The following is an 18,639-nucleotide window of genomic DNA, read 5'->3' as shown; positions in this document are numbered from 1 at the left end:
CGGATTCACGTCAATTAAAATGAATGTTCAGTCGTTGGGAAACTCACTTGCTGTACCTGTTGTGCATAGGCATTTAATGCATTCAGGAGAATGTCCTTACCTTGGATGAATCGTTTAACAAACTTTGGATTAAAATCAGTTTGTAAACCCAACATATCATGCCAAACAAGGACTTGGCCATCAGTATCAGAGCCGGCCCCAATACCAATAGTAGGTATAGCCAATGACTGAGTTATGATATGTGCCAATTGTTGGGGCACACATTCGATGACAAGAGCAAAACAACCGGCAGCCTCTAAATCAAGTGCTTGTTGGATAAGTTTTTCTGCTTGTTCTTGATTTTTTCCTTGTACTTTATAGCCACCCAATTGATGGATGGATTGAGGTGTTAAACCGATATGGCCTATAACAGGAACCCCTGCATTGACTAAATAGGAAATGGTATTACAGGTATCTGTATCTCCTCCTTCAATTTTCACTGCCTGTGCCCCGGCTTGTAATAGGCGCTTTACATGTTCAACCGTTTGAGCCATTGAGGTTTTATGGCTTAAAAAAGGGAGATCACTGATTAAAAATTGCTGTTTTAATCCACGTGCTACAGCTTGAGTATGCAGTGTCATCATCTCTATAGTCGCCATGATTGTTGTCTCATGGCCATGAACTGCCATCGCTACAGAGTCGCCAACGAGAACGCAATCAATATTGGATTCAGCGACAATGCAGGCGGATGGATAATCGTAGCAGGTAATCATGGAAATTTTTTGTTGTTCTTCTTTTTTACGTTTAAAATCATGTATCTTCATGATGCGTTACCCCTTAAAAAAATGAAGCAAGCATAATGATGAAAAGCGAGATTCACTCTAGGTACCTGTCGCATGGATCAAGTCCTCCAAAAAAGTTAAAAAAAAGTCACTGCCAACATGGGTCAGTGCATTGACCTCGTTCTAAACTCACTGAGAAAGTGAAGGAATGAGGTTTGTTATGAGCAGTGAGTTTGCCGGCTCACTGGAGCTATCATATTTCAAATTCGGGAAGTTGAGAAGTAGTTGATTTTTTGGACGGTGGTCTAAGCAAAAACAAAAGTGGAAAAGCACATAAGACCAACCACATCATGAAGCGAAAATCTTGTAAGTATGCAAGTAATACAGCTTGTTTGGTTACCGTTGCATCAAGAATGGCCAGTCCTTGTGTTGACTGTAGATTAAAGACTCCTAGCTCACTTGCATGGTTTAAACTGATGTTAAATGGAGTAATAAAATGGGCAAAGGCAGAATGATTTGCTTGAGTGTTTTGGGCTAATTTGGTCATGACTATGGAAATACCGATACTGCTGCCGATATTTCTGAGTAAGCTAAATAATGAAGTGCCGTCATTGCGATACTGCGGGGGTAAGCTCGCGAACGTAAGTGTCGATAACGGGACAAAAATAAAACCCAGCCCCAATCCTTGAATAATTCCTGAAGAAATGATATCGCTATTGCTGATGTTCACATTGAATAAGGTCATAAGCCATAAAGAGTAATCCGTTAAAATTAATCCCAAACCAATTTGATAACGCGCATCAATTTTTCCAGATAACTTGCTTACAATCATCATGGCCATCATAGTGCCTACCCCTCTAGGAGCTAAGAGTATGCCTACGTCAATTACCGGATAATTCATTAAACCTTGCATGTAAGGCGGCAGTAAGGCCATGGTAGCCAGTAAAATAATTCCAATAATAAAAATAAAAGTCAGCCCTACGCTAAAATTTCGATCTTTAAACATGGATGGATCGATAAAAGGAGTCCTGGAAGTGAGTATATGGGCAATAAATAAATACAAGCAGATAAGGGCGACTAATCCCTCAATAATTATTTCATTGCTATTAAGCCAATCCAGTGACTCACCCCGGTCAAGAAACAGCTGCAATGAGCCGATTGCAATACTTAAAAAGGCAAATCCCATTAAATCAAAATGTTTTTCAGTTTTTAGCTTATTTTCCTGAAGAAACATAGTTAAACCAATCCAGGCAAGTGCCCCAAAGGGCAGATTAATGTAGAAGACCCATCGCCAGTTGTAGTACTCAGTAAGCCATCCGCCTAGAGAGGGGCCAAGAATGGGGCCAACCATAACCCCCATACCCCAAATAGCCATTGCTGAACCGTGTTTTTCTGGAGGATTTGAATCTAAAAGTATGGATTGGGAGATGGGAATCAAACTGGCGCCACAAACACCTTGAAGTAAGCGGAATAAGACAATTTGCGACAAACTCTGCGCAGCACCACAAAGCATGGAGGCTATGGTGAAACCAATCACGGACCAAATAAAAATTCGTTTTCTTCCAAAGCGCTCACCTAGAAACCCCGTCAAAGGAGTGAATATCGCTGCGGCAACAATGTAGGAAGTAAGAACCCAAGAAATTTGTTCTTGAGTCGCGCCCATCCCACCTTGCATGTGGGGTAAGGCTACATTAGCAATGGTTGTATCCAATGATTGCATCACTGTTGCAAGCATGACCGACAAAGTAATGAATACTCTTTGTGAGCCTTGGGGTGCTTGATATGTTTTAATCATCGAGTTCACTAAATCTATCGTTAAAATGGAGTCCGGGTGCTGCGAAATAATTCTGCGTTATATTAAAACGCTCCTCCCCAATAATGGGAGAGGGGCAGGGTGAGGGAATAGAGTAAATACCCTCAACCGCTCTATCGTGCACCTTCTGCCCATAAGGGGAGAAGGGAATGAAGCAGGGGTTGCTTCGCTCATCCGGACTACATCGGTTAGTTTTAACCCTCTCCTACTTTGGGAAGAGGAGGATTTTTAAATGAATATCTTTTATGCCCTGTATCAATTTCTACCCAGGAACTGAGCCCTGAACGCAGTGGAGGGCTGTTCGGGTCGGGCTGTAACTGGATGCGGACGGCAATGCGTTGAGCAATTTTAACCCAATTTCCGGTAGCATTTTGGGCTGGAATAATTGAAAACTCGGAACCGGTTGCAGGACTTAAACTTTGGACAGTACCTTTCCATTTTTTTCCGGGATAAATATCGATGGTAGTAATTACCTTTTGTCCTGGACGGACATAGGTCAACTCTTTTTCAGTAAAGTTTGCTTCAATCCAGGGATGTTCATTAGCAACTAAAGTCATGCTAATAGAGCCTTTACTGACGAATTGTCCATTTTTGGGAGGTGCACTAATGGTTCCTGCTACTGGAGCTTTAATTTCAGTACGGAGTAAGTCCAATTTCGCTTGTTCATATTCTGCCTTTGCCATTAAATAAGAGGGATGTGACTCTACCGGTTCGTCAATACTACCTGCAAGGGATGCTGCCAAACTTTGCAAATTATGTTCCGAAGTGACTATCTGTTGTGCCGCAAGTTCCGCACCTTCATTGGCCTCATCCAAACTGGATAATGAAGCAAAATGTTTCTCTGCAAGATCCATCTGACGTTTTTTATTGCGCAGGGAAAAATTATATTTAGTACGAGCAAGTTCTAATTCAGCTTGCTTTTCACGATAATTGGCTTTCATTGCCAAAATATCAATACGGACTTGAGCTAACTTCGATTCGGCTTTAGTCAATGCCACTTTAAAAGGTTCTGGATCAATGCGATAAAGGAGTTGATCTTTTGTTACATTCTGGTTTTCGATGACAAAAACCTCTTGAACAACGCCTGATACTTGCGGGCTTAAAGGGATCATATCTGCTTTGACATAGGCATTATCAGTTGCCACATAACGGCCACCAAGCAAATAAATAATTATTCCGATAAGTACAAAAACTGTCGGAATTATAATTAAAAAAATAAAACGTTTAGAAAAAGGGATGTTTTTTGTTATAGGTGTTGCTTCTTTTTGCTCTTTATGCATTTTGTTCATCTATAATTCGAGTTATCATTCAAGCTTCACGCAGCTGCCTTCTTTGTGTAGCCGGTCAGTAAGGTGGAGGTGAAAACCCTCACTCTAGCCCTTCTCCCTGCAAGTGGCAGAGGGGTTTTGTTTTCTTAACCTCAAACCATGAGGAAAGGAAGGTTTTCCTTATCCCTAATAGGGAGAAGGTGCCCATCAGGGCGACGAAGGTTATGCCCCACTTCATAGGCGTAACTGCATGAAATATGTACTTATGATAACAGGTTTTTTATGCAAATCACTGAAAAATTAACCGTCCCAGGTGAACATGCGTTATTTTTGCAAGGGGCTGTTGGGAAATTAGAAGCAGTTTTAACTGTCCCAGAGCAAAATAACTCTGTTTTTATCGCTTTTTTGGGGCATCCCCATTCACTGCAAGGCGGCACGATGAATAATAAAGTGGTTACCACTTTAGCACGTGTCTTTAAAGAATTAGGTATTCCTTCGTTACGCTTTAATTTTCGCGGAGTAGGGCAATCTGACGGTTATTATGATGCAGGCCTTGGTGAGAGTGAAGATATGCTGGTTTTAGTTCGTCAGTGGCAAAAGGAACAGCCGGAAAAGAAACTTATTTTTGCTGGCTTTTCTTTTGGTTCTTACGTGGCTTATCGAGCAGCGTCACAATCGGATGCAAAATTATTAATTACAGTCGCTCCTGCCATACATCATTATAATTATGGCGAATTTAATCCGGCACCATATCCCTGGCTTATTGTGCAAGGGGATGAAGATGAGGTAGTTCCTCCCCATTTGGTTTTTGAGTTTGCTGCACAGGCTGACCCTGAACTCCCGGTGATTCGTTTTGCCAATACGGGACATTTTTTTCATGGGAAATTAATCGAGCTTAAAGCGAAACTCATAGAATACATTCATTCTCAGGTTGTTTTATGATGAATTTGATTAGCCAATATGAAGCTGCAATTCATCGCTGTGAAATTGATGATGATCCGTTGCAGCGAGAAATATTGGCACAGATGCAATATGTGGCGGATGAGGTAAAAAAATCGAACTCATTTTGGTTTTATCCCTTACGTAAAACGCGAATTAAAGGAGTATATCTTTACGGTCCCGTTGGGGTAGGTAAAACCTACTTAATTGATTTATTTTATGATTGTCTTGAAGAGAAAAAGAAAGCACGTTTTCATTTCCATCATTTTATGCAACAAGTTGACTCGCAATTAAGACGAGTGCAAGGCCAAAAGAATCCACTTCGCAAAATCGCTAAGGAATTAGCAAAAACAACGCGAGTGCTTTGTTTTGATGAATTTATGGTTCATGACGTTGCTTATGCCATGATTTTAGCGGAATTATTACAAGCGTTAATTGCTAATGGGGTTATTTTAGTGATTTCTTCGAACATCCCTCCGGATGAGTTATATCGAAACGGGGTTCATCGGAAACGATTTTTACCTGCCATTACAGCAATTAAAGAGCATTGCGAGGTATTGCATTTAAATGAACAAAGAGATTATCGCGTCGGGCGAGCTCCTTTACTCGATGCTTATTTATTTCCATTGAATGAGCAAACGGCTTTGACTATGGAGAAGCAATTCACGATGTTAACAAAAGAATTTAAGGAAAATGGTTTTATTACAATCCAAAATCGTGAAATTCCCTACCTTAAAATTGCCGAACAGTCGATTTGGTTTTCTTTTGATGTCCTGTGTAATTTGCCTCGTAGCCAATTGGACTACTTGGAGCTTGCAGATAAATTCGACACCATTTTTTTAAGTAACATTCCTTCATTAACCGTAAATCATACGTTACAAGCAATTATGTTTATTCACTTTATTGATGTGATGTATGACCGTGGAATTAATATTATTATTTCCGCGGAAGTGGCCGTTGAAGAGTTGTATGTTGAAGGTGAAATGAAAGAAACCTTCAAGCGCACATTAAGCCGTTTGCTGGAAATGCAATCGGTGGATTATTTAGCACGTCATCCCAAAAGAAAACTTAAAGAGTTGATTGCTGGTAATTCTTGATAGGGGGTTCGGTAGAGGGGGCAAAATTCCCGTATTCTGCTTCATTTTGCCAAGGTTATAAGTTGATTCAAAATTGAATTAATGTATAATTTTTTTCTTAATTGAGAATGATTCTCGATTTCATTTATGCTAAGATTAAAATTATTTCACTATTTTGCTGTTAGGACATGATAAAAATTACAGAATTAGTACCCGGTGATAAAGTACGATTAACCAGTTTTGGTACAACTGAGATGCAATATAGACGTAGACTATTGTCTTTGGGCGTGACCTGCGGCACAGAGCTTTTGGTGGTCCGAATTGCTCCTTTAGGATGCCCTATCCAAATTGAAGTCAGAGGAACTGCCTTAACTTTGCGTAAGGACGAAGCGAGTCAATTGATTTTGGAGCGTATATGACTCATGTGTTATTAGTAGGTAATCCTAATTGTGGTAAGACCACCTTATTTAACGCATTAACTGGTGACAATCAGCGAATAGGAAATTGGCCTGGTGTTACGGTTGAAAAGAAAACTGGGGAGTTCTTCGTAGGTCAACAACGCATTGAAGTAACGGATTTGCCGGGGGTTTATTCTCTAGTGGCGAATGCAGATGGCGTTAGCCAAGATGAACACATCGCTGCCCACTCTGTGGTCACGATGGAGACTGATTGTATTATCAATGTGATTGATGCCTGTCATTTGGAGCGGCATTTATATCTGACTACTCAAATTTTGGAATTAGGCAAACCCGTAGTGCTCGCGCTGAATATGATGGATATTGCTCAGCAACGCGGCATCTCCATAGATATTAATGCCTTGTCTCAACAATTAGGTTGTCCTGTTATTCCCATTCAAGCACATAAAAAGGTTGGGATCCCACAGTTAATGCAGGCACTAACTCACGTGCCTAAAAAGCAAATCCCTTGGATACTGCCTATACCCCAAGCGCTACAACAAACATTGACAACTCTGGAAAACACTTTGGTTCATGAGGGGTATAGCCAATCTCTTGCTTATTATTATGCGCGTAGGCTTGCAGAGGGAGATGAGTTGTTATTCGATAAAAAGCTTCCCAAAGATTTGCCTTTACTCAACGAAGCAGAGCCCAGTCTTGATATCTTATTAGCGGATGCTCGATATCAGAAAATACATGCAATGGTGAGCGCTGTGCAGAAAAAGCGAAGTGATGCCAGTGAGGATTTTACTGCTAAGCTTGATAAGATTATGTTGCATCGTTTTTTTGCCCTCCCTATATTTTTTGCCATGATGTATTTGATGTTTTTATTTGCGATTAATGTAGGTGGTGCGTTTCAGGATTTTTTTGATATCAGTACGGATACGATATTTGTGCAAGGTACTGCCTGGTTATTACACCAGGTTCATGCCCCTAATTGGTTGATTGCTTTATTGGCCAACGGAGTTGGTAAAGGCATTAATACCACCTTAACGTTTATCCCTGTGATTGCGGCGATGTTCTTCTTTTTATCCCTATTAGAGACCTCAGGATATATGGCCAGAGCAGCTTTCGTTGTCGATAAAGCAATGCGGATGATGGGTTTACCCGGAAAATCTTTTGTGCCGATGATCGTGGGTTTTGGTTGCAACGTTCCCGCGATTATGGCAGCGCGAACGCTGGATTCAGAACGTGATCGTTTGCTCACCGTGATGATGAGTCCTTTTATGTCATGCAGTGCGCGTTTGGCGATTTATGCAGTATTTGTCGCTGCGTTTTTCCCCTCGGGTGGCCAAAATGTCGTGTTTTCTTTATATCTTGTAGGGATTTTGATGGCGGTATTAACCGGGTTCATCTTGCGCAAATCCACTTTAAAAGGACATGCTTCCCCCTTAATTTTGGAGTTGCCTGCTTATCATAAACCTGCTCTCAAGCGATTATTTAAAGAAACCTTTATGCGATTACGTTTTTTTTGTAGTGCGGGCGGGGAAATTAATCGTACCTATTTGTGTTATTTTAGGTGGTTTAAACGCCATTACTTTGGGCGGTGGAATTAACTCAGGCGAGGCCAGTACTCAATCATTGCTTTCTTTAATGGGGCAGTGGATTACGCCTCTATTTGCACCTATGGGAATACATCAGGACAATTGGCCGGCAACGGTGGGATTGTTAACGGGTATGTTAGCTAAAGAAGTAGTGGTTGGTACGCTCAATTCACTTTATGCCCAGGTAGGTCATGTAGGTGAACTTGCCGCCGCACATTTTGATTTCTGGGCAGGCATCAAAGCCGCTTTGTGGTCTGTTCCTCAGAATTTAGCTCAACTCGGTTCTGCTTTGACGAATCCTATATTGGCTAGTGCAGCGGATAATCCCGTCTCTCAGTCGGTATATGGAATTATGGCGCAACGTTTTGATGGAAAAATAGGCGCCTATGCCTATCTATTGTTTGTACTTCTTTATATCCCTTGTGTATCGACAATGGCGGTAATTCGCCAAGAAGCAAATCGAAAATATATGTGGATTTCTGTGGTTTGGTCTTTTGTGATTGCCTATGCCGCCGCAGTTTTATTTTATCAATCTGCGCAGTGGATACAGCGTTCTGAACAAAGTGTTGTCGAGATCATCGTGTTCTTATTGGTTTTAGTGGTTGTTATCGGGTTACGCCAATACACCAAACGAAATATGCGGAGGAATAATGCTGTTGCAAATACGTGATTACATTTGTCGTCAAGGTGTAGTGAGTACCCAGCAATTGACTCGAGAGTTTCGTTTGGATCTTCAAGCATTACAGCCTATGCTGGATTTATGGATTGGCAAGGGAGTAATACGTAAATGCCAGGAAAAAGCAAATTGCCAAAGTACATGCTTTAAATGTCATTCTAATGCACCTGAATATTATCAATATATTTAGGCTCTGTTTACTATTCTATCCACTTGGCCCGTCATCCCTGGTTGCACTTGGGATGATGTATCTCCTCATGCAGGTTACATTTTTTTACAGGTTTTTTACTTCAGCAGATTTAACTTTCGTGCTCATTCATAAAATTTGGGCTAATATAACCATATAAGCTTGATTTATATGTGGTATGCAAATGGCTGATGAACCAGGTTTCCCTACTACTGACGAAAACCCAGAGTATCTTGAAGATTTGGATAATATTGATAACGAGAACAGTCTCGACTTGCGTAAGCTGCAAATGGAAGAAGATTTAAATGATCCTATAACCTTAGTGGAGAGGGTCTATCAAATCTGGTGGCGTTGGGCTGATTTTGAACTTTATATTGTGTCTCCAACTATAGAGCCTATTTCTCCTCCTGTAATGATCAAACCAGAAATAATTGCAGGAACACATGAGTATGAATTTGTGTATTCTATTCTTGATGAGGGATCAAAATTGTCCACTTCCAAAAGTGAAGAAATGTTTTCTGTCGGAATGTCAATGTATAAGCTCTATATGACTATAGAAAAAATGATCTATATATTGGTTGAGCGTCTCAAAGATGAAGGTATTGATAAAGAAACAGAAGTGCAAGTTTCTTTTGGCGGACATTTGCTTCCCCAAAGAAAAGCCTTTGAATCAATTATTAATTTACCCTATAACGTGGTAGTAACTAACTTTGATCCAGGTGAATGGGGTGAGCGTTATTTACAAATTGTCAAACAAAATGCGGATAAATACGGATATCCACTTGAGGCCCCTCGTGATACCTATAAGCAGCCTAGAACATCTACGGTACGGCCTAAATAAAAAAAGCCCTCCATTCAAAGGGGGCTTTCTGTTCCCAATCAAACTAAGAAAATCACAGTTCGACTTTTAGTGAAGGAGCTTCTTCGATTTTACCGCGGTGTGCTTTGATGAAATCAACACGACCCATCAATTCTTTATTATCACCTAAAACGTGTTGTAACGACTGAACAACATCAAGTACAGCGTTGGTTCTTGCATTTTCATCATGTTCTTGAGCTGTTATGCGTTTTACATGCGTAAGGATATTTTTCACCCCTTTCAATTGCGAATTAAATAAACTGCTTCCTATAAACGAATGATCAACATAATCCTGAAGTATGGCTTGGGTTAGTGCTAAAGGATCTTTTTCCAAATTATTTTGATGGATGAGCTCACAAGCCAGATAACTGGCAATTTCATGATGTCCTGTACGTTTTGCTTCTTTCATTGCTCTTTTAATGTTACTCGTATTAGGCATATTTTCTTGAGACAAATTGCACAGCTGTTTCACTGCATCATATTGCCCTACTTGTACCGCTGAAAAGAGCAGGTTCCCTGCCATTTTCCAATCAGGCTCATGATGATTTAATAGTTTCATGAACACTGGCCAATCATTATGATATGCCGCGACTCTTAATGTAAAACTTATTGCAATCTGAGATGGTTTTTTTACCCTATCGCTTTCAAGATAATCAAAAACTGAATCCCAATCCTCTTTCTTCATTTGTTCCCTTTTTTCCTTGATCAATTTCGTAAATTCGGTATCGCATAAATGTTGATAATACTTTTCATGTTCCGCCAATGCTTTTTTAACAAGTTTTGCATTAGGTTGCGGTAGCCCTTTGGGTATATTGCATAATAGCGTGATAATTTCCCATTGCTTATTAATTCGCTCGCCTGGCTCTGCTTCCTTGGAGGTTGCTGTCATTAAGGCACTTTCTATTGCCATATCAATAGTTTTTGGTTGAATTTTCTGAATTTGATTTATATCATTAATAAGAGATTTTACGGTTTTAACAAGACCTTTAGAGACACAATAAGTCAACCGTTCATTTGGATCGTTAGAGATAGCCATAATTGATGCCTAATACAGTAAATGTATATTAATTATACCAATAAAATAACAAATTGATAAAATTGTAACCTATGAAATATTTTTTATCTTTAATTTTAAGATCTTATCAAGTAAAAAGAGCCCTTGAAGAATAGAGATAACCGACAAATTTATTTGGATTAGAGATAGACAAGTTACATTTTGATTAGAATCCATATCGACTTAATCTTGCGCGATAACAACAGAGTGCTATACTTCGCATTTGTGCTTTATTTAATTAACTTTTCTAATTAAGGAAGAAACTCACAGTGAACAAAAAAAGACCCGTTAATCTGGATTTGGGTAGTTTAAATTATCCCCCTATGGCAATAGCGTCCATTTTACATAGGATTTCAGGGGTAGTTTTATTTTTACTGTTACCCATAATGCTTTATATTTTTGGCCAATCAATGCAATCTGAAGAAGCCTTTACACAAGTGAAAAGTTTGTTGTCTCATCCTGCTTATAAAATGATCCTGTGGGCATTTGGTGCGGCAATGATTTATCACGTACTTGCAGGGATTAGACATCTTTTGATGGATATGGGGTTTGGTGAGCATCTTAATGCTGGTCGGCGTTCCGCTGTTTTAGTCATTATTCTTGCCATTATTTTGTCAATTTTTCTAGGAATCTGGATATGGTAAATAATGTCACCAGCTTAACAGGTAATGGGCTAAAGGATTGGTTGATTCAACGAGTTACCGCGGTTTATTTTGCTGTTTATTCTTTCTTTATTATTGGATTTTTGTTATTGCATCCTGAACTAGGTTTTGCACAATGGCATGCTCTTTTTTCTAATACTTTAGTTCGGATCGCGTCACTTATTGCATTGTTTGCTCTTTCATTGCATGCATGGATAGGTATTTGGACAGTAACTACCGATTATATGAAGTGTACTGCTCTGCGTTTATCAGTACAAATGTTAGTCGTTTTATGGCTCCTGAGTCAATTTACTTGGGGCTTAATGATCCTTTGGGGGCGGTAGCATGGCAATTGCACGTAACACATTTGATGCAGTAATTATTGGCGCAGGCGGAGCTGGAATGCGGGCTGCGCTGCAGATGGCAAATTCTGGTTTAAAAGTTGCTCTCTTATCGAAAGTATTTCCAACCCGTTCACATACGGTATCAGCCCAAGGCGGGATTACTTGTGCCTTAGGAAACGCTCATGAGGATGATTGGCGTTGGCATATGTACGATACAGTGAAGGGTGCTGATTATATTGGCGACCAGGATTCGATTGAGTACCTCTGTAAAACAGGCCCAGAAGCTGTATATGAACTCGAACATATGGGTTTGCCTTTTTCTCGTATGGATAATGGGAGAATCTATCAACGCCAATTTGGTGGCCAATCAAAAAATTTTGGTGGCGAACAAGCTGCCCGCACTTGTGCTGCAGCAGATAGAACAGGACACGCTTTACTTCATACCCTGTATCAACAAAATTTAAAAGCCAAAACACATGTATTTAGTGAATGGTATGCTCTTGATCTCGTGAAAGATGCTCATGGTCACATATCTGGCGTAACGGCAATGTGTATTGAGACAGGGGAAGTAGTATTTTTCCAATCCCGGGTATGTATTTTAGCAACCGGGGGCGCAGGCCGTATTTATCAATCCACAACCAATGCTTTTATTAATACTGGGGATGGTTTTGGTATGGCCCTCAGAGCCGGTATTCCTTTGCAAGATATGGAAATGTGGCAATTTCATCCTACCGGTATCGCTGGCGCTGGTGTTTTAGTGACTGAAGGCTGTCGTGGTGAGGGTGGTTATTTAATTAATAAAGACGGTGAACGTTTTATGGAACGTTATGCACCTCGGGTTAAGGATCTTGCTTCTCGCGATGTTGTTGCCCGTTCTATGGCTCTCGAAATACGTGCAGGTAAAGGTTTTGATCCCAAAGGGGTTGATCACGTTAAATTAAAATTGGATCATCTGGGGGCCGATCTTATTAAGTCGCGTTTACCAGGAATTCGTGAATTATCGATGAAATTTGCTGGAGTTGACCCAATCGTTGAGCCGATCCCAGTTGTTCCTACATGCCACTACAGTATGGGCGGAATACCAACGAATATGTATGGTCAAGTCCTTACTAAAACGAATGGAGTGGAGCATGTCGTTGATGGATTATATGCGGTGGGAGAATGTGCTTGTGTTTCGGTACATGGTGCAAACCGTTTAGGTGGTAATTCCTTACTGGACTTAGTTGTTTTTGGTCGGGCAGCAGGATTGCATGTTGAAGAGTTATGGCTCGCAAATCAATTGCCTGAATTGACTTATATTAGTGACGATGATCTTGCTCCATCGTTACAACGCTATAATCGTTGGAATGATTCAACAGAAGGCGAAAGCCCAGCTGTGATTCATGATGAAATGCAACGTGTAATGCAAGAAGACTTTGGTGTATTCCGCACCGGTGAAGTTATGGCCTCTGGCTTAAAACGGTTACAAGCTTTACGTGAGCGATTGGCCCATGCCAAATTAGAAGATAAAAGCAAGATATTTAATACGGAACGAGTCAGTGCATTAGAGTTGGATAATTTAATGGCAACTGCATACGCAACAGCGCAGTCTGCAATTGTTCGCACTGAAAGTCGTGGGGCTCATAGCCGTGAGGATTACCCAAAACGTGATGATGAGAACTGGATTAAACATACGCTCTATTTTGAGGAAGGTGAGAAAATTGATTTTCGTCCAGTTAATGCATCACCTAAGCATGTCGAGCCTTTTGCGCCGAAAGAACGCGTTTACTAAAGAGGATAGATTCTATGGCAGATAGTAAAAAATTGACCCTATCAATATATCGCTATAATCCTGAGGTGGATGCTAAGCCTTATATGAAAGATTATGAGCTGGAGATCCCGGTTAAAAGTGATCCTATGCTGCTCACCTTACTTGAGCGTTTAAAAGCAGAGCAGGATCCTTCTCTAACCTACAGACGCTCATGTCGTGAGGGAGTATGCGGTTCAGATGGCATGAATATTAATGGAACAAATGCCTTGGCGTGCATTACCCACGTGTCTCAGTTGAAAACCGACAAAATTGTTATTCGGCCCTTGCCTGGATTTCCAGTAATCCGTGATTTGGCTGTTGATATGTCCCAGTTTTATCAACAATATGAGCGCATCGAACCCTATTTACAAAATGATGGAGTTGCACCAGCTCGTGAGCGCTTACAATCTCCAGAAGAACGTGCACAGCTTGATGGATTATATGAGTGTATTTTATGTGCGTGTTGTACCAGTTCATGTCCTTCATATTGGTGGAATCCAGAAAAATATGTAGGACCTGCTGGATTATTACAGGCAAGACGATTTTTAGCAGACAGTCGTGATACCGCAACGGCGCATCGTTTGGATAAATTACAAGATCCATTTAGTGTGTTCCGTTGCCGAAGCGTCATGAATTGTACCAGTGTCTGCCCGAAAGGTCTCAATCCGATGAAAGCAATTGCTGAGATTCGCCAGCAAATGCTGACAAAAGAAACCTAACGGTACTTTGTTATTACTGATGGTACTTGGTAGAAGTCATTAAAAAAATAGGAACATTTAATTCTCTAAAATGAGAATTATCCTGAAATGATCTCGAAACCAGAATAAGGATGGATCCCCGCTCTTGCGGGGATAGCTGTTTTATCCACGGGGATGAGTGGAATAGCCAATTTAAGTGAGGGCTCAGGTCCCCTATGTTAAGGTGTATTCGAACGGTTGGATTTGAGCGCAGGTTGTGAGAAAATTTTTCTGATAAGCGCAGCATAATCAGTATGCGCATGGATTAGCAGAATTGTCTTGCACCATGTGCCGAATACGGTCGTTCCCTGATAGGGGCTGAGTACTTACCAATTTAATAGTGGTAGTGATTAATACCCCTTTGGAGAAAAAGAAAATGAGCAGTTCCGATCTGCAAAAAGAATGGGCTTCCTCCTATTTATCTGGCGGAAGTATGGCATATGTTGATAGCCTATATGAAGATTATCTTGCTGATCCTAGTTCGGTTTCATCCGATTGGCGAGCAGTGTTTAGTGCTTTACCCAAGGTTAATGGTGCTGAAAAGGAACGTTCCCACAGAGAGATACGCGATTATTTTTTGCAGAACGCAGATAAAAAAGCAATACCGGTAATCCAATCTTCAGATAGCCAACAATTTCGAATTGCAGATTTAATTAACTCATACCGCGCATTAGGACATCATGCGGCCAAACTTGATCCTCTAGAAATGACCGAGCGCACTCCAGTGCCCGCATTGGAATTGGATTATCACCATTTATCGGATGTCGATCGAAGCCGTAAATTTTTCGCAGGTACTACATTTAATGGCCCGGAAATGACTCTGGATGAAATATACCACGCACTGCGGGAAACATATTGCGGCAGTATTGGTATTGAGTACATGCACATTTCTAATACCGAAGAAGTTGAATGGATCCAAGAGCGAATGGAGTCTGTGCGTGGCCGTTTGAAACTGGATGCAACAAAAAAACGACAAATTTTAAAAGACTTAATTGCTGCAGACGGTTTAGAGCGTTATTTAGGTACACGCTATGTGGGACAAAAACGATTCTCTCTTGAAGGGGGCGATTCTTTAATTCCTATGATGAAAGAACTCATTGAGTGCTCTGGAAGGGATGATGTTAAGGAAGTGGTCATCGGTATGGCTCATCGTGGCCGTTTGAATGTCCTGGTTAATGTGTTAGGTAAAGAACCGAACCAGCTTTTTCAAGAATTTGAAGGAAAAATCAAATATGAACGCACTGGTGATGTGAAATATCATTTAGGGTTTTCTTCAGATATAAAAACAGGTTCAGGTTCCGTGGTTCATTTGGCTTTGGCCTTCAATCCGTCGCACTTAGAAATTATTGGCCCCGTAGTAGAAGGGTCAGTACGTTCTCGTTTAGGCCGACGCAATGATTTAGTTAAAAAGGAAAAGGTTGTCCCTGTGGTTATTCATGGAGATGCTGCATTCGCTGGCCAAGGCGTTGTGATGGAAACGTTTAATTTCTCTCAAGCGCGTGGTTATTGTACTGGGGGTACAGTGCACATCGTGATCAACAACCAAATAGGCTTTACTACCAGCAATCCTTTGGATGCACGTTCTACTTTATATTGTACCGATGTTGCGAAAATGGTGCAGGCACCTGTTATACACGTGAACGGTGATGATCCTGAAGCAGTGGTATTTGCAACTAAATTAGCGTTTGATTTCAGAATGAAATTTAAACGAGATGTGGTTGTTGATCTGGTTTGTTATCGTCGTCATGGTCATAACGAGGCAGATGAGCCAGCAGTAACTCAACCGTCCATGTATCGAAAAATTAAATCCATGCGTCCATTACGCGAAATTTATGCCGAACAACTCATTCAAGAGGGAATACTTACCAGCAAAGAATCTGAAAAACTAGTCGATGCTTATCGCGACTCTTTGGATCAAGGTAAGGCAGTGGTGGATTTAGTTCATGGGGATTATGAGGGGAAATATGCGGTGGATTGGACTCCTTATATGAATGCAAAATGGACAGATAAAGTAGATACCACCATCTCTAAAGAGAACTTAAATAAATTAGCGAAACAATTAAATGAACTGCCTGAGGGATTTTCATTACACCCGGTAGTACAGCGCTTGTTAAATGAGCGTGATAAAATGACCGCCGGTGAATTACCGATGAATTGGGGTTATGCTGAAATTATGGCCTATGCCAGCCTAGTTCAAGAAGGTTATGGTGTGCGTTTGTCGGGCCAAGACTCTGGAAGAGGAACTTTTGCTCATCGCCATGCGGTATTACATGATGTAGAGACAGGCGAGACGTTTGTTCCTTTGGAGAAAATAACCAATGAACTCAATCGACCTTTTTCTGTAATCGATTCAGTACTCTCAGAAGAAGCAGTGTTAGCTTTTGAATATGGTTTTTCAGCTTCTGCTCCGAATTTCTTAGTGCTTTGGGAAGCTCAATTTGGTGATTTTGCCAACGGCGCACAAGTTGTTATCGATCAGTTCATTAGTTCTGGTGAACAAAAATGGGGGCGTTTATGTGGTCTGGTGATGTTATTACCCCATGGATATGAAGGACAAGGTCCTGAGCATTCATCTGCACGCCTGGAGCGATACATGCAGCTTTGTGCCCAGCATAATATACAAGTGTGTACGCCAACTACACCAGCCCAAATTTTCCATTTATTAAGACGGCAAGTTATTCGTAATTTCAGAAAACCATTAATTGTAATGACTCCCAAGAGCCTGTTGCGTCATAAACTAGCAGTCTCTCCTTTAGAAGACTTATTTAACGGTAAGTTCCATACGATTATTCCGGAAATTGATGCACTGGATGCAAAAAAAGTGACCAAGGTAGTGCTGTGCTGTGGAAAGGTTTATTATGATTTACTGCAAATGCGTCGTGATAAAGAATTAAATCACGTTGCTATCGTGCGAATCGAACAATTATATCCGTTTCCTAAAAAGGCACTTTCGACTGAGCTCAATAAATATCCTCAGGCCAAGAAAGTGATTTGGTGTCAGGAAGAACCACAAAATCAGGGAGTATGGTTCTCTTCTCAGCATAACATAATAGATTGTTTGCTTCCTGAACAAACCTTGCACTATGCCGGAAGAGAGTTTGCTGCTGCACCTGCTGTAGGAAGTCCCGCGTTGCATGCACAGCAGCAACAAGCTTTAGTTGAGCAAGCTTTATTGGGCTGAATTTGAGTTATCGTAGTCTGAGATAAACAGTTGTTTTTACCTCAGACTACAGAGTGTTAACGAATTTAATAAAATAAGAAGGTATAACCATGTCTATTGAAGTCAAAGTACCTGTTTTGCCGGAATCAGTTGCTGATGCAACTGTGGCTGCATGGCATAAAAAAGTAGGTGATAAAGTTACCCGTGATGAAAATTTACTGGATCTAGAAACAGATAAAGTTGTATTAGAAGTTCCAGCCCCAGCTGATGGAATACTGGCTGAAATAATGTTTCAAGAGGGAGACACCGTAAATTCTGGTCAATTATTGGCAAAAATAAAAGAAGGTTCTGGCTCTGAAGCTAAAGAAGAAACGAAAACGGCAACTGCGAAGGGACGGGACGAGTCAGAAAGTGATAAGGTAAGTGCGAAGGAAGATAAGTCAACCAGTCCTGTAGTACGACGAATGATGGCAGAACATGATCTGCAATCAGGGCAAATCCAAGGTAGTGGTAAAGACGGTCGTATTACCAAAGAAGATGTTCTGGCTTATATCGAATCTACTCGAGAGAAAACATCGAAATCCGCAGAAGCTGCTCCCAAAGAGCAACAACATAAAGCACCTATGGGGTTACGCGAAGAGCGCCGAGTACCCATGACGCGTTTAAGAGCTAAAATTGCTGAGCGTCTATTAGAAGCACAGCATAATGCAGCAATGTTGACAACCTTTAATGAAGTCAATCTAAAAGCTGTGATGGACATGCGCGCTCAGTATAAAGACAGTTTTGAGAAAAAACATGGTGTTAAACTTGGATTTATGTCGTTTTTTACTAAAGCGGTCGTTGAGTCATTAAAACGCTTCCCTGCAGTAAATGCTTCCATTGACGGTCAGGATGTGGTCTATCATGGTTTTTATGATATTGGTATTGCGGTATCAACGGAGCGAGGATTAGTCGTCCCTGTGATCCGAGATGCAGATCAAATGAGCATGGCTGAAATAGAATTGGCTATTAATGATGCAGCAACAAAAGCCAGACAAGGCAAATTAGCCATGGAAGATATGCAAGGAGGTACCTTTACCATTACTAATGGTGGGGTATTCGGTTCTTTATTGGCTACTCCAATTATTAATCCACCCCAAACAGGAATTTTGGGAATGCATAAAATTGAAGATAGACCTGTAGTGGAAAAAGGACAAATTGTGATTCGTCCGATGATGTATGTGGCGTTGTCTTATGACCATCGATTGATTGATGGTAAAGATTCTGTACAGTTTTTGGTGAGCGTTAAAGAGTTATTAGAAGATCCTGCTCGTCTTTTACTTAATGTTTAATGAAA

At 40.8% G+C, this 18,639-nt stretch carries 15 protein-coding genes and 1 pseudogene; 12 read left to right on the top strand and 4 right to left on the bottom strand.

Annotated elements, in window-relative coordinates:
- Nucleotides 1-14 precede the first annotated feature (14 nt).
- From panB to EL022_RS01095, 3 genes are all read right to left on the bottom strand, one after another.
- Nucleotides 15-803 carry a 3-methyl-2-oxobutanoate hydroxymethyltransferase gene (gene panB, locus EL022_RS01105; protein ID WP_028380747.1) on the bottom strand — a complete coding sequence of 263 codons (789 nt, stop codon included), beginning with the start codon at nucleotides 801-803 and terminating at the stop codon, nucleotides 15-17.
- 211 nt (nucleotides 804-1,014) lie between these two features.
- The gene (locus tag EL022_RS01100; RefSeq protein ID WP_028380748.1) at nucleotides 1,015-2,556 is read right to left on the bottom strand and encodes a DHA2 family efflux MFS transporter permease subunit; all 1,542 of its coding nucleotides are present in this window, start codon (nucleotides 2,554-2,556) and stop codon (nucleotides 1,015-1,017) included.
- Nucleotides 2,557-2,768: 212 nt separating this feature from the next.
- Nucleotides 2,769-3,854: an HlyD family secretion protein gene (locus EL022_RS01095; RefSeq protein WP_237761208.1), complete on the bottom strand. Its 1,086-nt coding sequence runs from the start codon at nucleotides 3,852-3,854 to the stop codon at nucleotides 2,769-2,771.
- Between the two features lie 270 nt (nucleotides 3,855-4,124).
- On the opposite strand from EL022_RS01095, the gene EL022_RS01090 reads away from it, so the two are divergent.
- The 6 genes and pseudogenes from EL022_RS01090 (at nucleotide 4,125) to EL022_RS01065 (ending at nucleotide 9,560) form a co-directional block, all read left to right on the top strand.
- A complete protein-coding gene (locus EL022_RS01090) occupies nucleotides 4,125-4,784 on the top strand; it encodes an alpha/beta hydrolase (protein WP_028380750.1) in 660 nt (219 codons plus the stop codon).
- A complete protein-coding gene (gene zapE, locus EL022_RS01085) occupies nucleotides 4,784-5,878 on the top strand; it encodes a cell division protein ZapE (protein WP_028380751.1) in 1,095 nt (364 codons plus the stop codon). Before EL022_RS01090 ends, zapE begins: the two co-directional genes overlap by 1 nt.
- Nucleotides 5,879-6,045: 167 nt before the next feature.
- Nucleotides 6,046-6,276 carry a FeoA family protein gene (locus tag EL022_RS01080; RefSeq protein ID WP_035900703.1) on the top strand — a complete coding sequence of 77 codons (231 nt, stop codon included), beginning with the start codon at nucleotides 6,046-6,048 and terminating at the stop codon, nucleotides 6,274-6,276.
- Nucleotides 6,273-8,526, top strand: a pseudogene (gene feoB, locus EL022_RS01075) (Fe(2+) transporter permease subunit FeoB). The gene EL022_RS01080 and the pseudogene feoB overlap by 4 nt, the downstream one beginning before the upstream one ends.
- Nucleotides 8,507-8,722, top strand: coding sequence for a FeoC-like transcriptional regulator (locus EL022_RS01070; protein WP_028380754.1), 216 nt, complete (start codon nucleotides 8,507-8,509; stop codon nucleotides 8,720-8,722). Before feoB ends, EL022_RS01070 begins: the two are co-directional and overlap by 20 nt.
- Before the next feature lie 181 nt (nucleotides 8,723-8,903).
- Nucleotides 8,904-9,560, top strand: a complete 657-nt coding sequence (locus tag EL022_RS01065) for a hypothetical protein (RefSeq protein WP_035900706.1) — start codon at nucleotides 8,904-8,906, stop codon at nucleotides 9,558-9,560.
- A 52-nt stretch (nucleotides 9,561-9,612) separates the two neighbouring features.
- On the opposite strand, the gene EL022_RS01060 is transcribed toward EL022_RS01065, so the two are convergent.
- Entirely contained in the window at nucleotides 9,613-10,614 is a 1,002-nt protein-coding gene (locus EL022_RS01060) for an ankyrin repeat domain-containing protein (RefSeq protein WP_028380756.1), read from the bottom strand.
- 287 nt (nucleotides 10,615-10,901) lie between these two features.
- Between EL022_RS01060 and sdhC the strand changes: the two genes are divergently transcribed.
- The 6 genes from sdhC (at nucleotide 10,902) to odhB (ending at nucleotide 18,634) form a co-directional block, all read left to right on the top strand.
- Nucleotides 10,902-11,276, top strand: coding sequence for a succinate dehydrogenase, cytochrome b556 subunit (sdhC, locus tag EL022_RS01055; protein WP_028380757.1), 375 nt, complete (start codon nucleotides 10,902-10,904; stop codon nucleotides 11,274-11,276).
- Nucleotides 11,270-11,617: a succinate dehydrogenase, hydrophobic membrane anchor protein gene (gene sdhD / locus EL022_RS01050; RefSeq protein WP_028380758.1), complete on the top strand. Its 348-nt coding sequence runs from the start codon at nucleotides 11,270-11,272 to the stop codon at nucleotides 11,615-11,617. Before sdhC ends, sdhD begins: the two co-directional genes overlap by 7 nt.
- Nucleotide 11,618: 1 nt before the next feature.
- Complete coding sequence (gene sdhA / locus EL022_RS01045) at nucleotides 11,619-13,388, top strand: succinate dehydrogenase flavoprotein subunit (RefSeq protein WP_028380759.1); 1,770 nt, start codon at nucleotides 11,619-11,621, stop codon at nucleotides 13,386-13,388.
- A gap of 14 nt (nucleotides 13,389-13,402) precedes the next feature.
- On the top strand, nucleotides 13,403-14,125 hold the full coding sequence (locus EL022_RS01040) for a succinate dehydrogenase iron-sulfur subunit (RefSeq protein ID WP_028380760.1): 723 nt from the start codon (nucleotides 13,403-13,405) through the stop codon (nucleotides 14,123-14,125).
- 394 nt (nucleotides 14,126-14,519) lie between these two features.
- Complete coding sequence (locus tag EL022_RS01035; protein WP_028380761.1) at nucleotides 14,520-17,324, top strand: 2-oxoglutarate dehydrogenase E1 component; 2,805 nt, start codon at nucleotides 14,520-14,522, stop codon at nucleotides 17,322-17,324.
- Between the two features lie 89 nt (nucleotides 17,325-17,413).
- The gene (odhB, locus tag EL022_RS01030; protein ID WP_028380762.1) at nucleotides 17,414-18,634 is read left to right on the top strand and encodes a 2-oxoglutarate dehydrogenase complex dihydrolipoyllysine-residue succinyltransferase; all 1,221 of its coding nucleotides are present in this window, start codon (nucleotides 17,414-17,416) and stop codon (nucleotides 18,632-18,634) included.
- The last annotated feature ends 5 nt before the right edge of the window (nucleotides 18,635-18,639 follow it).

Source organism: Legionella cherrii (genome assembly GCF_900635815.1).
Taxonomy (GTDB): Bacteria; Pseudomonadota; Gammaproteobacteria; order Legionellales; family Legionellaceae; genus Legionella; species Legionella cherrii.
The sequence above is the reverse complement of the archived record's forward strand: the minus strand, read 5'-3'. Positions and strand labels throughout refer to the sequence as shown.